The sequence below is a fragment of the Rhizobium sp. 10N414 genome, from assembly GCF_056394785.1.
On the sequence record NZ_JBFTIN010000009.1, the window covers coordinates 31,338 to 45,625 of the forward strand.

A 14,288-nucleotide genomic window follows, 5' to 3' on the forward strand; every position below is an offset into this window, starting at 1 on the left:
TGATCGAAAACGGGTTTATTCTTGCAGGTTCGCTGCGGCGTTCAGTGTGTATAGCGTGCCGGATCGAAACTAATCTCACCTTCTGTTAAACATCGCCAGCTAGTATTTCCTCATTGAATATCGAAGGGAATACGGCGGTGGCAGCATCGAATCCAATGCCTTCCGGGCAGCACTTTCTAAATAAGGAGGAATCCTTCATGTACGACCGCGAAGTGCGGTTCAAAATGGAGGATACGATGAATGCCGCACGCATCGAATATACTGAGAAGGGCGTCATGCACATGGCGTCCCGGCGTTGCGATATCATTCGCATTTCGAAGAGCACGGCCGTCCTCGCGCTCCTCACCCAGTACGCCCTTCCGAAGCAGTTCTATCTCGATATCCCGGATGCACGCATCACCAAGATCGGCTGCATGCTAACGCGGGTGAATGCCAACAACACGATCGAAGTTCGTTTTCTGCGCATGCTAAATGACAAGGAGCTCAACAAGATCTTCGTCTACAGCACACACCCGGCACACCGCGATCGCGTGCTCGACATCCGCGGCTGATTTCGCCAAGCATCAAAAGCAAAGCCCGCGAGTTTCCTCGCGGTCTTCGTTGTTTCTAGAGCGGGCTATTGCCTCAATGGAAGAGGACGCTGGCCCCGCGATCCGAAGGACCGACGGCGCGGCGGAAGGGCGAAAACAGCTCGCGGCCCATGCCGAATTCGTTCTCGGAAAGATCGGCAACCACGGACTCGCGTTCCGCCAGATCGGCAGCATCGACCAGTACCTCCAGCGTGCCGGCGATCGCGTCGAGGCGAATGATGTCGCCGTCCTTGATGCGAGCGATCGGACCACCATCGACAGCCTCCGGCGTCACGTGGATTGCAGCCGGAACCTTGCCCGAAGCGCCGGACATACGGCCGTCGGTCAGAAGTGCCACGCGGAAGCCGCGATCCTGCAGCACGCCGAGTGGCGGCGTCAGCTTGTGCAGTTCCGGCATGCCATTCGCCTTCGGTCCCTGGAAGCGAACGACGGCGATAAAGTCCTTGTTGAGCTTGCCTTCCTTGAAAGCGTCCTGCAGTTCCTGCTGGCTGTGGAAGACGATGGCCGGCGCTTCGATGACGTGGCGGTCCGGCTTGACTGCAGAGATCTTGATGACGGCCTTGCCGATATTGCCGCGAAGCATTTTCAGGCCGCCATTGGCCTGGAAGGGGGTTTCGATATTGGCAAGCACCTTCGGGTCGACGCTCTTTTCCGGTGCCGGTTCGCGCACGATCGTGCCGTCGTCACCGAGGCGGGGATCGATCGTGTAAGCCTGCAGGCCATGGCCGAAGACCGTACGAACGTCGTCATGCACCATGCCGTGCTTGAGCAGCTCCTTGATAAGGAAGCCCATGCCGCCGGCGGCGTGGAAGTGGTTCACGTCGGCAAGGCCGTTCGGATAAACGCGCGCCAGCAGCGGCACGATCTCGGATAGCTCGGCAATATCCTGCCAGGTCAGCTGGATGCCTGCTGCCCTCGCCATGGCGACGAGGTGTAGCGTGTGGTTCGTCGAGCCGCCGGTCGCGTGCAGGCCGACGACGCCGTTGACGATAGAGCGCTCATCGATCATCTCGCCGGCCGGCGTGTATTCGTTGCCCTGGGCCGTAATCGCCAACGCACGCTTGGCAGCTTCGCGTGTGAAGGCTTCGCGCAGCGGAGTGCCTGGATTGATGAAGGAGGAGCCGGGCATATGGAAGCCCATAATCTCCATCAGCATCTGGTTCGAATTCGCCGTGCCGTAGAAGGTGCAGGTGCCCGGACCGTGGTAGGACTTCGACTCTGCTTCCAGCAGTTCGGCGCGGCCGACCTTGCCTTCGGCATAAAGCTGGCGCACGCGTGACTTCTCGTCGTTCGGCAGGCCCGACGTCATCGGACCGGCCGGCACGAAGATCGCCGGCAGATGCCCGAAGGAGAGGGCGGCGATGACAAGGCCGGGCACGATCTTGTCGCAGACGCCGAGGAAAAGCGCGGCATCGAACATGTTGTGGGAGAGGCCCACGCCGGCAGCCATGGCGATCAGGTCGCGCGAGAACAAGGAAAGCTCCATTCCCGGCTGCCCCTGGGTGACGCCATCGCACATGGCAGGAACACCGCCGGCGACCTGCGCGATGCCCCCGGCTTCCGCTGCCGCCTCGCGGATGATCGCCGGATAATGCTCGAAGGGCTGGTGCGCGGAGAGCATGTCGTTGTAGGAAGTGATGATGCCGAGGTTTGGCACGCGGTCGCCTGCAAGCGCGTCCTTCTCGGCGGGGGAACAGACCGCAAAGCCGTGCGCGAGGTTGGCGCAACCGAGAACCGAGCGGCTTACACCCTTGGAGGTCGCATTGCGCAGGCGCTCCAGATAAAGTCCGCGTGTCGGCTTCGATCGTTCGACGATGCGGGAGGTGATCGCAGAAATGCGTGCATTAGCGGACATGGGAGGTATCCTGCCTTGTTTGCTCTTCAGTTTTTCGTTCGCGGCTATCTGCCCGAAGGCTTATGGAGCCCAGTAGATTTCGACGGGGCTCGCCGCCCGCCGCAAAATGGCGCGGATCGGCATCTCTGCCTCGTCGCCGGCGCTCTGCGCTTTCGTCAGGACGTCCTTCTTGCTCTCGCCTTCGATGTGAAGCACGAGCAGCCTTGCATCCTGAAGGCTGGAGAAGGTGAAGGTGAGCCGCGGCTCGCCCGCGCCCTCCGCCTCCATGGTGATGATACCACGCGGCGTGTTGGGGTCGAGCGCGACCTTCAGATTGCTGCCGCCCGGAAAGAACGAGGCGGTATGGCCGTCGCCGCCCATTCCGAGGATCGCCACATCGAAGGGATTGCCGATCGTGGCCGTCGCGCTCGTCGCAAGCCTCGCAGCCTCCTCGACCGAGCCTGCTGCCTGGTAGAGCGGCAGGAAGTTTGCAGCCTTCGCCTTGTTCCGCAGGAGGTTTTCGGCCACCAGCAGATGGTTCGAGCGCGGATTGTTCGCCGCTACGAAGCGTTCGTCGACGAGTGTGATGGCCACTTTGGTCCAGTCGAGATCGCGGGCCGAAAGCTCCTGGAAAAACAGTTTCGGCGTCGAGCCGCCAGAAACGGCAAAGGTTGCCGCTCCCCGTGCGTCGATTGCCGCGGAAAGCGACGCAGCGACTTTGTCGGCAAGGTTGCGAGCCAGTTCCGCGCCATTGGCAAAAGCATGCATCGTCGCTGCCATCGTTCTTTATCCTACAGGTTGTCGTGCCAGGTGCGGCCGTCACGCTCGATGAGCGCGATCGACTGGCTGGGGCCCCAGGTGCCGGCGGTGTATCCCTGAACCTTCTGGCCGGTCGATTCCCAACCCTTCAAGATCGGGTCGACCCACTGCCATGCGGCCTCGACTTCGTCGCGGCGCATGAACAGCGTCTGGTTTGAACGAATGACGTCCATCAGCAGCCGTTCATAGGCGTCCGGATTGCGGACCTGGAAAGCGTCGGCAAAGCTCATGTCGAGCGAGACGTTGCGGAGGCGCATGCCGCCCGGGCCCGGATCCTTGATCATCAGCGACTGCTTGACGCCTTCATCAGGCTGCAGGCGAATGATGAGCTGGTTCTGGTTGATACGGCCGGCGGACTGGTCGAAGACCGAGTGCGGGATCGACTTGAAGGTGATGACGATTTCCGACATGCGGCCGGCAAGACGCTTGCCGGTACGGATGTAGAAGGGAACGCCAGCCCAGCGCCAGTTGCCGATTTCGGCCTTGATGGCAACGAAGGTTTCGGTGTTCGAAACGCCGCCTTCGAGCTCCTCAAGGTAACCCTTGACCGGACCGCTGCTGGAAGCGCCGGCGCGATACTGGCCGCGAACGGTATTGGTCTCGACGTTCGATGCATTGATCGGCTTCAATGCGCGCAGCACCTTCAGCTTCTCGTCGCGGACGGCCTCGGAGTCCATCGAGGAGGGGACCTCCATCGCAACCAGGCAGACGAGCTGCATGATGTGGTTCTGCACCATGTCGCGCAGCGCGCCAGCGGTGTCATAATATCCGGCGCGGCCTTCGAGGCCGACCGACTCGGCAACCGTGATCTGCACGTGGTCGATATGGTTGGCGTTCCACAGCGGCTCATAGAGCGCATTGGCAAAGCGCAACGCCATCAGGTTCTGCACCGTTTCCTTGCCGAGATAGTGGTCGATGCGGAAGATCTGCTCTTCCTTGAAGACCTTGCCGATCGTGTCGTTCAGCTGCAGGGCGGAAGCAAGGTCGCGGCCGATCGGCTTTTCAACGACAATGCGCGTCGACTTGGTGATCAGCTTGTGGTCATGAATTTTCTGCGAGATGTCGCCGAAGATGCCCGGAGCAACGGCGAGGTAGAAGGCGCGCACGCGATCCTTGCCTTCGTCCAGAAGCTTCTTGAGCTGATCCCAGCCGGCATCCGAACGCGCATCCACCGGCACGTAGTACAGGCGCTGCAGGAACTTCGTAACCTCGGCCTCGTTGTATTCGCCCTTCTTGAGGTGCTCCTTCAGGGCGTCCTGGGCAAACTTGCGATATTCCTCGTTCGTCAGCGGGCTACGCGACGCGCCGATGATACGGGTCGGTTCGGAGAACTGCCCCTCGATCTGACGATGGTAAAGGGCAGGCAGCAACTTGCGTTCCGCAAGGTCGCCGCTGCCACCGAAAACGACATAATCAAAGGGTTCAACGGGGATGGTTTGGCTGCTCATGAGGATGTCTCTCAATCAGACGGGTTATTGGCTCTTTAATCTAATCGATTTAAAAAAGCCAGTGTGCGATGCAATGAATCTCTCGGAAAGAGGTTTTAGATCGAATTGCCGCGCGATGAAATCCGCAATCTGACTAAAACTTGTCGCGCAGTGCAAACCAGGAGAGCGCCAGGAAAAGCAGCGGCGCGCGCATGGCCGCACCCCCGGGAAAGGCCGGAATATCGAGCGACTTGAAAAGATCGAGATCCGCCGATTTTCCCAGAACCGCTTCGGCATAGAGCTTTCCGCAGTAATTGGCGAGCATGACACCATGACCGGAATAGCCGCCGATCGACGTCACGCCAGGCATGACCTCGCGCACAAAAGGCTGACGCGGCATGGTGATGCCGACCGAACCGCCCCAGGCATGCGTGATCTCGATGTCCCGAAGCGCCGGGTAAATCTCGGCGATCTGCCGGCGGATGTGCTGCGTTATGTCGCGCGGATTGTCGGCCGTATAGGCTTCGCGCCCGCCGAAGAGCAATCGTCCGTCCTTGGACTTGCGGAAGTAGCGCACGACAAAGCGCGAGTCGGCCACGGACTCGCCGCCCGGCAGCACCTGCGGATGCGCGTCGAGCGGCACCGTGGCGCCAATGAAGGAGCGGATAGGCATCACGTGACTTGCCGTCACCGGCTCGAGATTGCCGATATAGCCGTTGCAGGCGATCAGCGCCCTTTCGGCAGTGATCGTGCCCCTTGGCGTCTCGATCAACACCTTGCTGCTGCCATGAAGGATCGCCGAGGCCTTGGTCATCTCGAAGATCTGCGCGCCGGCATTGGCGGCAACCCGGGCAAGGCCGATCAGCAGCTTCAGCGGATGGATGTGGCCCGTCCCGATGTCGCGAACGCCGCAGTGGTAGCGCGTCGAGCCGAGCCGTTCCTGCGTTTCGGCCTTGTCCATGAAGCGCACATGCGGATAGTTGTAGCGCATCGCCGCGATCTCGGCGTTTTCGTAGTAGTCGGCCCTGTAGCTCTCCTTGTGGGCAACGTTCATCTGCCCCGGCATGTAGTCCATGTCGATCTGATGGTCGGTCGCGAAATCCATGAGATGGTGCTTGGCCGCCTCGGCGAGATCGTACAGCGCGCGCGAACGCTCGTAGCCGATCTTTTCCTCGAGCTCTTCCGGCCACCAGCGTTGCCCGGTGCCGAGCTGGCCGCCGTTGCGACCCGAGGCGCCGTCGCCGAACCTGAAGGCCTCGATGAGAACCACCGAGGCGCCGGATTTGGCGAGATTGTAGGCGGCTTGAAGGCCGGTGTAGCCGCCGCCGACGATTGCGACGTCGCATGTCTTCGAGCCGTCCATTTCCGGGTAGGTCGGCCGCTCGCCTGATGTTGCCTGATACCAGGAAATGCCGGGCGCGATGGGGCTCTGCCATCTCTCCTGCGATGTCATGATGAAGCCCTCTCTAAACATTCAGCAGAAGGAATTCGCGCTCCCAGGGGCTGATCACCTGCATGAAAGTTTCGAATTCTCCGCGCTTCACACCGGCGTAGATGCCGAGGAACTCCTTGCCGAACACTTCCTCGAAGGCTTCCTCGTCTTCCATCAACGCGACTGCTTCCAGAAGGCCGCGTGGCAGTTCGATCGAGCCCTCGTTTGCCGTATCCTCTGTTGGTGCTGTCGGCTCGATGCCCTTCATGATGCCGAGCAGGCCCGATGCGAGCGAGGCGGCGAGCGCAAGGTAAGGGTTGGCATCCGAACTCGGCAGGCGGTTTTCGACGCGCCGTGCCTGCGGATCGGATACCGGGACGCGGAACGCCGTCGTGCGGTTGTCATAACCCCAGGCATTGTTGACGGGCGCCGACATGTCAGGCGTCAGCCGTCGATAGGAGTTCACATAGGGCGCCAGCATCACCATGGAACTCGGCACGTATTTCTGCAGGCCGCCGATGAAATGGAAGAACTCACGAGAGGCGGAACCATCAGGGTTGGAGAAGATGTTCTTGCCGGTTTCCTGGTTCACGACCGACTGGTGGATGTGCATCGCCGAGCCCGGCTGTCCCTGCATCGGCTTGGCCATGAAGGTGGCATAGATGCCGTGCTTCATCGCCGCTTCGCGGATCGTGCGCTTGAACAGGAACACTTGGTCGGCAAGTTCGATCGGATTGCCGTGGCGCAGGTTGATTTCCAGCTGCGCCGGGCCTTCTTCGTGGATCAGCGTATCGATCTCGAGACCCTGCTTTTCCGAGAAATGGTAGATGTCGTCGATCAGTTCGTCGAATTCGTTGATGCCGGCGATCGAATAGCCCTGACCCCCGAGGATCGAACGGCCGGAGCGGCCCTTCGGCGGATGCAGCGGATAATCCGGGTCATCATTCTTCGCCACGAGGTAGAACTCGATCTCGGGCGCCACGATCGGCTTCCAGCCGCGATCGCCATAGAGTTTCAGCACGCGCTTCAGAACGTTTCGCGGCGTGTAGGGGACCTCTTCCCCATCCACGCTAACGATATCACAGATCACCTGCGCCGTCGGGTCGGTTTCCCAGGGGACGACCGAAAGCGTCGAAAGGTCAGGCACCAGCTTCAGGTCGCTGTCGCGCGGCTCGTAGCGGAAGCTTTCCGTCTCGTCCGGATATTCGCCGGAGATGGTGTGACGGTAGATCGCCGAAGGCAGCGCAAGCGAGGTGTTTGACGTGAACTTGGAACTCGGCATCATCTTGCCGCGCGGCACGCCGGCAAGATCCGGCGTAATGCATTCGATGTCTTCAATGCCGCGCGCCCGCAAGAACTGCGCTGCTTCCTTCCAGTTTTCCACGCCGCGCTGATGTCCGGGGTCCGGGGGTGTCTTCTTCGAGGCAGGTACGTTTCTGGCAGGCTTCAGCGTCGTCTTTTTTGGGGACATGACACACCGGTTTGCGTTGATCGTGACGGCATCATAGCTGGAGTTTGGCAATTGGCGAGGGGGAGGCACGTTGACTTTCGCCTCTTGATGGAAAAAGAAGATGCCTTTCGACAAGGGAAGTGGTTTTGCAGCGAAAAAGCGATGTGATCGTCATCGGCGCGGGCGCAGCCGGCATGATGTGCGCCATTCGCGCCGCTCAGCGCGGCCGCTCGGTCATCGTTCTCGACCATGCGAAATCGCCGGGCGAAAAGATCCGCATCTCCGGGGGCGGGCGCTGCAATTTCACCAACATTCACGCCGGCCCGAAGAGCTTCCTCTCCGCCAATCCGCATTTCTGCAAGTCGGCGCTGGCGCGCTTCACGCCTTCGGATTTTATTGCCATGGTCGATCGTCATCGGATTGCCTGGCGCGAGAAGACGCTTGGGCAGCTGTTTTGCGACGACAGCGCCAAGGACATCATCCGCATGCTCCTCGATGAGATGCAGGCTGCCGGAGCGGCGTTGCATCTGCGCACCGAGATCGCGGACGTGGAAAAGAGCGGCGAAGGCTTCCGCATCTCGACGTCGGAGGGGGCATATGAATGTCGCTCGCTGGTGATCGCGAGCGGCGGCAAGTCTATCCCGAAAATGGGTGCCACGGGCTTTGCCTATCGCATTGCTGAGCAGTTCGGCCTTCCCATGGTGGAGACGCGGCCTGGACTTGTGCCGCTGACCCTGGATCAGGCGACGCTCGAAAGCCTTTCCGACCTGTCGGGCATATCGGCGCCAGCCGAAATCCGTCACGGCAAGACAGCATTCCGCGAAGCCCTGCTGTTCACCCATCGCGGCCTCAGCGGCCCTGCGATCCTGCAAATCTCCTCCTACTGGCGCGAGGGCGAGGACATCACCGTCGACATCGAGCCCGATGTCGATCTGTTCGAACATCTGAAGGCGGCGAAAAGGGTGAATGGCCGGCAGTCCGCTCAGACGGCGCTGGCCGAGATACTCCCGAAGCGGCTGGCGCAATATCTGGCCGACCGAGAAGGCATCGTCGGTCATATGGCCGATCTTTCCGACAAGGTCCTGGCGCGTTTGGCCGAAGCGGTACAAAGCTGGAAAATCAAGCCGTCCGGCTCTGAGGGCTACAGGACTGCCGAAGTGACGCTCGGCGGCATCGATACGACGGGGCTCGACTCCCGTACCATGGCGGCGAAGAGTATTCCGGGCCTCTATTTCATCGGTGAATGTGTCGACGTGACCGGCTGGCTCGGCGGCTATAACTTCCAGTGGGCCTGGGCTTCGGGCTTCGTCGCCGGTGAATCTTTATAGGCGCGAAACTATCTGCTCGATTCAAGAGTTCTTAAGAAGGGTGCGCCATCCTGCCTCATGACGGAATGGAAAAGCACTTCCTAAATAGAGCTTTACCAACAGGTCGTTTTGTTGGATTGTTGTGTCAGAAATGAAGTGAGGTTCTGCAAAATGAACAGGAACGCACGACGCGCCCGCGCCATTGCAATCGCTCAAGCCAAGCCCGACAACAAGCTCGTTGCCGCACGCTACTTCGTCCTCTCTGCCAGTGCATTGGCCGCCGTGGCCGCTCTCCTCCTCGCACGTTGGTTCTGACACTCCCGATCTCGGATCTGTGAGCACCGGCCGCATTCGGGCCGCCGGCCATATCTGGGCCAAGTCGATTTGACCACCGCTAAAATCGATTTGATTGCGGCTATCCGTAATTTCCGCTTATCCGAAAATTAAGACATCCTCTGCAAAACTTGCTCGATGATTTTTTGGGCGCTTCCGCGTTGGCGTGAGGCGAACCGGCAATGACTGCCGACCGGGCCTCGCCGTCCGGGACTCCAATGTTCCAATAAAGCAGCTCGATGCACTCGGTCGGCGCCCCGCCAGGCGGCCGGCGGGAGGAGTGGTGTATGGAAGGCCGGAACCGCTATGTTGATTGACAAGATTCTTTCCCGTTTCAAGATCAAGACCAAGGTCCTGATCTTTGTATTGCCCTTCGTCGTGAGCATTTCTGCCGTCGGCCTGACCGGCCTCTACGCTTCGGGCATGCTGCAGGGACGTATGGAAATCTCCAACAGCGTCCTGCAGTCGCTCAGCGGGTTCAAGGATCTCTATGGCTCCATGGACGACTTCCTGCAGATGACCAGCCAGGAAGCGCGTGACAAGCTTTACGGGGACATCAAGACGCAACAGGGCACGCTGAGCGCCACGCTGAAGCAGATCGGCGACAATGGCGGTCGCGACAACCTTCTTGCCGCCATCGAGGGTACCTCGGGAATTTCCGACACCGTGGGCAAGCTCTGGACCCTGCACGAGCAGGAGCTCGCCCTTCGCAAGTCGATCGATGACGCGCAGAAGGTGATGATCACCAGCCGCTTCAACGTCAACTACGATGCGCAGCAACTCGAGGAAAACATCCGCAAGGATGAGGGCAACGCCACTGCAACGCTGCGCGCCGCCGACCGCCTGCTGAAGGGCGGTGATACCCTTGCGGCCGTCATGGCCGACTTCAACAAGGCCCAGCTGCCGGCTGACAAGCTGAAGGTCGTCACGGACGACATTCCCGCTATCGCAAAGGCGCAGCGCCTGATCGAGATTTCGGTCCCCGCGAACCAGAAGAGCATGACACAGTCGCTGTCGCAGACGATCAGCGACGTGAAGGCGCAGGCAACGGCGGCCGATGCCGGCACCGACGAGGCGATCGCCAATCTCGGGCGACTTGTCTCCCGCTTCCGTCAGATGTCGACCTATACCCAGCTGACGGCAACGCAGATGATGCGCGCAGCGACGACGACCTTCGTCGAGCTCGACAGCCGTATCGCGCAGACGAACTCTGTTCTCGAAGACACGCGCCGTCTGGAGAGCGCGATCTACTCGCTGCAACTCGTGCTCGGTGAGTTCGCTGCCAAGCCTGGCAAGGAAAATCGCGTCCGCCTGCATCAGGAGATCGCGACGCTCGGCACCAACCTAAACACGCTGCTCGCCAGCGCGAAGGGCATGAATTTCGCGGAAGACATCGTCGCGGCAATGTCGCCTGCCCTTGCCTCCATGGATAAGGATGCGCAGAGCCTGGTCGACACGATCAACCAGCGCGTCACCGACTACGCATCCGCTCGCCAGCAGCTTGATGCCGTCTGGGGGCAGCTCACGACGTTTGCCGAATTGCAGAAGAAGAGCGCCGGTGCCGAGCGCACTCAGGCAAATGGCATCTCCGTGCTGACGACCGGCCTCGGCATCCTGGTTTCGATCATCGGCGGCATTGCCCTTGTCCTGACGCTGCAGCGCCCGATCGGCCAGATCACCGCCGCGATGCGCCGTATTGCCGATGGTGCGCTCGACACCAACATCTCGGGCGACCAGCGGTATGACGAAATCGGCGACATGGCGCGCGCGCTTGGCATCTTCAAGGAGAATGCGATCTCCAAGATCCGCATTGAGGAGCAGAGCGAGGAAGAGCGCGTCGCGGCCGAGCATGAACGCCAGCGCAACGACGCCGAGAAGCGCGAAATGGACCGCCAGATCGAGTTTGCTGTCAATGCGCTTGCCTCCGGTCTCGAGCGCATGTCGCAGGGTGATATTTCGACCACGATCGACACGCCGTTCATCGGTCGCCTCGAGCAGCTCCGCCAGGACTTCAACGGTTCGATGATGCGCCTGCAGGCCACCATGAGCCAGATCCGCGACAACGTCGAGATGATCCAGGGCAACGGCAACCAGATGGCTCAGTCCGCTGAAGACCTCTCCAAGCGTACTGAGCAGCAGGCAGCTTCGCTGGAGGAAACCGCCGCGGCCGTTGACCAGATCACTGTCACGGTCCGTTCCTCGGCCGAGCGGGCCAAGGACGCCGATCAGATCGTGCGCCAGGCAAAACGCAGCGCCGACGACTCCGCAGTTGTCGTCAGCAACGCGATCGACGCAATGGGCCGGATCGAAGCGGCGTCCCGGCAGATCGAACAGATCATCGGCGTTATCGACGAGATCGCATTCCAGACCAATCTGCTGGCTCTGAACGCCGGCATCGAAGCAGCACGCGCCGGTGAAGCCGGCAAGGGCTTCGCCGTCGTCGCCATGGAAGTGCGTGAATTGGCGCAGCGCTCCGCTGCTGCGGCGCAGGAGATCAAGGGTCTCATTAACAAGTCGACCACCGAAGTCAGCTCCGGTTCGCAGTTCGTGCAGGAGACCGGCACGGTGCTCGCGAAGATCAGTGCCCAGATCGTCACGATCAGCCAGCATGTCGAAACGATCGCCCGAGCGAGCCACGATCAGTCGAGCGCACTTGGTGAAGTCAACGCGACCGTCAACCAGATGGACCAGATGACGCAGCAGAATGCGGCCATGGTCGAAGAGACGACGGCAGCAAGCCGCGAGCTTGCGGTCGAGGCGGATTCACTGCTGCGGCTCATCCAGCAGTTCAAGATCGGCGGCGACATGCAGGCGAGCGTCTACCGCGCGGCATAAGACGACGACCAAAACAAGCGCTTGGAGGGGCCTGGTATACCGGGGCTCTTCTGTTTTTCCGAATACCGGCCGCGTCTTTTTAAGTTTTCGACGATTATCAATTTTTTGAAGATTTTCTTTAAATATTCGCATTAGCCTCCGGGGCTCACGTCTCAGGGGATACCTATGCTACGCCTGTTCTCGGCTTCCATCGTACGTCAGATCGTCGCCATCACACTCGTTCTACTCGTCTTCAGCACCGCAGCGATCGTCTGCGCCACCTATTACAATCTGAGCGCTTACGTGATGACGAGCGCCGTGTCTGACGCCAAGGATGCAAGCAGGACGATGGCGGTCCTCTACGGCGCGAGCGATGCCGGAGTGAAGGTCGACGTCAGCAACAACGAGCTTGCCGGGGTAACCGAGGAAAAGCTGCCATCGCTCGGCGATCACGTTCTGGTCGATCGCACCGCACAGTCGATTGCTGGCGTTGCCACCGTCTTTGAACGCCAAGGCAGCGACTACGTCCGTGTTTCCACGAACGTCAAGAAAGAGAACGGCGACCGCGCTGTCGGCACGAAGCTCGCGGCGGATCATCCCGCGCAGGCGGTACTGGCCAAGGGGCAGGCCTACTACGGCCCGGCTGACCTTTTCGGTCGGAAGTTCATGACAGGCTATTTTCCGGTGAAGAACACGGCCGGTTCAAACGTCGGCATCCTGTTCATCGGCATCCCGATGGAGGTCTATTACAGCAGCCTGCAGCAACTGCTGATGCTGGTGGCCGGTGTCGGTGTAGCGGTATTGCTGCTCGTCGGCGTGGCAGCCTACTTCGCCATCCGGGCGTCCATCAGGCCGCTCGAGGCGCTGACGGCGACCATTCATACGATTTCCGACGGCAATCTCGACAGGCCGATCCCTTGCGTTGAGAAGCAGAACGAATTCGGCGCGATCGGACGCGCGCTCGCGCTGTTCCGCGACAACGCCCGCGCCCGCCAGGACTTGGAGATGCAGGCGGCCGAACAGCGGCAGCTTAGCGATAGTGAACGTGCCCGCAACGACGCCGAGAAGCGCGCGCTTGACGGCCAGATCGACTTCGCCGTCAACCAGCTCGCCGCCGGTTTGGGGCGCTTGGCGCAGGGCGATGTTTCGCAGACGATCCAGACGCCATTCGTCGGTCGCCTTGAGCAGCTTCGCGTCGATTTCAATGCGTCGCTCGTGCGGCTGCAGGAAACCTTGGCGCGCATTCGCGACAACACCGCTTCGATCCAGAACAACTCCGGCGCGATGCTGGCGTCTGCCGATGAGCTTTCGAAGCGTACGGAAGCACAGGCTGCCAACCTGGAGGAGACGGCGGCCGCAGTTGAGCAAATCACCGTGACCGTCAAATCGTCGGCCGTACGTGCCCGCGAAGCGAATGATGCCGTGTCCGCGACCAAGAAAAACGCCGATAGTTCAGGCGCTGTCGTCACCGACGCGGTCGCGGCGATGAACCGTATCGAAGAGGCGTCGAAGCAGATCGAGCAGATCATCGAAGTCATCGATGACATTGCGTTCCAGACGAACCTTCTGGCGTTGAATGCCGGTATCGAAGCCGCCCGGGCTGGCGAGGCGGGCAAGGGCTTTGCCGTGGTTGCGCAGGAGGTGCGCGAACTTGCACAGCGGTCCGCCGATGCGGCGCGCGAAATCAAGGGGCTGATCGAGAAGTCGACGCGCGAGGTTACCGCAGGCTCCGGCCTTGTGCAGAAGACCGGTGCCGTGCTCGCCGCGATCAGCCAGGAGATCATTGCGATCAGCAGCCATGTCGAAATGATTGCGACGGCAAGCCAGGATCAGTCCGCTGCCCTGCAGGAGGTCAACGGCGCGGTCAATGCGATGGACCAGATGACGCAGCAGAACGCCGCCATGGTCGAGGAAACGACCGAGGCGAGCCGCCAGCTCGCCAACGAGGCCGATGCGTTGATGACGTTGGTACAGCAGTTCCGGTTCGAAGCCGCCCAGAATTATGACCGCGTGAGGCATGCGGCGTGACCGACGTTCCCGGATCGGCAAGCGTCCGCTTTTCCGGAGCGGCGCTTCCCGCTCCATAGCCACGGAGACGTGAGGAAAGCCGCGACGCGGACCGCGCGGGAGCTGCCGAGGCTCTCGTAGAATTCGCTTTCGGCCTTTGCCGAGTACTTGTCACGACTGCCATTCAGCAGGTCTGCAATCTGGGCGACGGCGATGAGAGTGATCATGGCGATGTCCTTCGATATGGGCATCGCCTTAGTTATTCCTCGAAATTT

11 protein-coding genes are annotated in these 14,288 nt (G+C 60.8%); 5 read left to right on the top strand and 6 right to left on the bottom strand.

Features of this window, described 5'->3' with window-relative positions; translation table 11 throughout:
* Window positions 1-197: 197 nt before the first annotated feature.
* Window positions 198-551 carry a hypothetical protein gene (locus tag AC1DE4_RS10940; RefSeq protein WP_018856824.1) on the top strand — a complete coding sequence of 118 codons (354 nt, stop codon included), beginning with the start codon at window positions 198-200 and terminating at the stop codon, window positions 549-551.
* A gap of 73 nt (window positions 552-624) precedes the next feature.
* Here the strand turns inward: AC1DE4_RS10940 and edd are convergent, their stop codons facing one another.
* The 5 genes from edd to AC1DE4_RS10965 all read right to left on the bottom strand — a co-directional run bounded on the left by edd (window position 625) and on the right by AC1DE4_RS10965 (window position 7,573).
* On the bottom strand, window positions 625-2,445 hold the full coding sequence (gene edd / locus AC1DE4_RS10945) for a phosphogluconate dehydratase (protein ID WP_018856825.1): 1,821 nt from the start codon (window positions 2,443-2,445) through the stop codon (window positions 625-627).
* Window positions 2,446-2,505: 60 nt separating this feature from the next.
* Window positions 2,506-3,204 (bottom strand): 6-phosphogluconolactonase, encoded by a 699-nt coding sequence (gene pgl / locus AC1DE4_RS10950; RefSeq protein WP_025659511.1) that lies wholly within the window; start codon window positions 3,202-3,204, stop codon window positions 2,506-2,508.
* Between the two features lie 11 nt (window positions 3,205-3,215).
* Window positions 3,216-4,691, bottom strand: a complete 1,476-nt coding sequence (zwf, locus tag AC1DE4_RS10955) for a glucose-6-phosphate dehydrogenase (RefSeq protein ID WP_025659510.1) — start codon at window positions 4,689-4,691, stop codon at window positions 3,216-3,218.
* Window positions 4,692-4,824: 133 nt separating this feature from the next.
* Window positions 4,825-6,123 (bottom strand): NAD(P)/FAD-dependent oxidoreductase, encoded by a 1,299-nt coding sequence (locus tag AC1DE4_RS10960; protein ID WP_025659509.1) that lies wholly within the window; start codon window positions 6,121-6,123, stop codon window positions 4,825-4,827.
* A 13-nt stretch (window positions 6,124-6,136) separates the two neighbouring features.
* Entirely contained in the window at window positions 6,137-7,573 is a 1,437-nt protein-coding gene (locus AC1DE4_RS10965) for a glutamine synthetase family protein (protein WP_025659508.1), read from the bottom strand.
* Window positions 7,574-7,698: 125 nt separating this feature from the next.
* Between AC1DE4_RS10965 and AC1DE4_RS10970 the strand changes: the two genes are divergently transcribed.
* From AC1DE4_RS10970 to AC1DE4_RS10985, 4 genes are all read left to right on the top strand, one after another.
* Complete coding sequence (locus tag AC1DE4_RS10970) at window positions 7,699-8,880, top strand: BaiN/RdsA family NAD(P)/FAD-dependent oxidoreductase (RefSeq protein ID WP_025659507.1); 1,182 nt, start codon at window positions 7,699-7,701, stop codon at window positions 8,878-8,880.
* A gap of 150 nt (window positions 8,881-9,030) precedes the next feature.
* Window positions 9,031-9,174 carry a hypothetical protein gene (locus AC1DE4_RS10975; protein ID WP_018856831.1) on the top strand — a complete coding sequence of 48 codons (144 nt, stop codon included), beginning with the start codon at window positions 9,031-9,033 and terminating at the stop codon, window positions 9,172-9,174.
* Between the two features lie 324 nt (window positions 9,175-9,498).
* Window positions 9,499-12,027 (top strand): methyl-accepting chemotaxis protein, encoded by a 2,529-nt coding sequence (locus AC1DE4_RS10980; RefSeq protein ID WP_025659506.1) that lies wholly within the window; start codon window positions 9,499-9,501, stop codon window positions 12,025-12,027.
* Window positions 12,028-12,192: 165 nt separating this feature from the next.
* Window positions 12,193-14,034 (top strand): methyl-accepting chemotaxis protein, encoded by a 1,842-nt coding sequence (locus tag AC1DE4_RS10985; RefSeq protein ID WP_025659505.1) that lies wholly within the window; start codon window positions 12,193-12,195, stop codon window positions 14,032-14,034.
* Here the strand turns inward: AC1DE4_RS10985 and AC1DE4_RS10990 are convergent.
* Entirely contained in the window at window positions 14,007-14,240 is a 234-nt protein-coding gene (locus AC1DE4_RS10990; protein WP_025659504.1) for a hypothetical protein, read from the bottom strand. The genes AC1DE4_RS10985 and AC1DE4_RS10990 overlap by 28 nt on opposite strands.
* Window positions 14,241-14,288: the final 48 nt, after the last annotated feature.

What these genes read in the sequence shown, in the direction of transcription:
- AC1DE4_RS10940 (WP_018856824.1), top strand. Translation starts at nt 198, where the DNA reads ATGTACGACCGCGAAGTGCGGTTCAAAATGGAGGATACGATGAATGCC.
- edd (WP_018856825.1), bottom strand. Translation starts at nt 2,445, where the DNA reads ATGTCCGCTAATGCACGCATTTCTGCGATCACCTCCCGCATCGTCGAA.
- pgl (WP_025659511.1), bottom strand. Translation starts at nt 3,204, where the DNA reads ATGGCAGCGACGATGCATGCTTTTGCCAATGGCGCGGAACTGGCTCGC.
- zwf (WP_025659510.1), bottom strand. Translation starts at nt 4,691, where the DNA reads ATGAGCAGCCAAACCATCCCCGTTGAACCCTTTGATTATGTCGTTTTC.
- AC1DE4_RS10960 (WP_025659509.1), bottom strand. Translation starts at nt 6,123, where the DNA reads ATGACATCGCAGGAGAGATGGCAGAGCCCCATCGCGCCCGGCATTTCC.
- AC1DE4_RS10965 (WP_025659508.1), bottom strand. Translation starts at nt 7,573, where the DNA reads ATGTCCCCAAAAAAGACGACGCTGAAGCCTGCCAGAAACGTACCTGCC.
- AC1DE4_RS10975 (WP_018856831.1), top strand. Translation starts at nt 9,031, where the DNA reads ATGAACAGGAACGCACGACGCGCCCGCGCCATTGCAATCGCTCAAGCC.
- AC1DE4_RS10980 (WP_025659506.1), top strand. Translation starts at nt 9,499, where the DNA reads ATGTTGATTGACAAGATTCTTTCCCGTTTCAAGATCAAGACCAAGGTC.
- AC1DE4_RS10985 (WP_025659505.1), top strand. Translation starts at nt 12,193, where the DNA reads ATGCTACGCCTGTTCTCGGCTTCCATCGTACGTCAGATCGTCGCCATC.
- AC1DE4_RS10990 (WP_025659504.1), bottom strand. Translation starts at nt 14,240, where the DNA reads ATGATCACTCTCATCGCCGTCGCCCAGATTGCAGACCTGCTGAATGGC.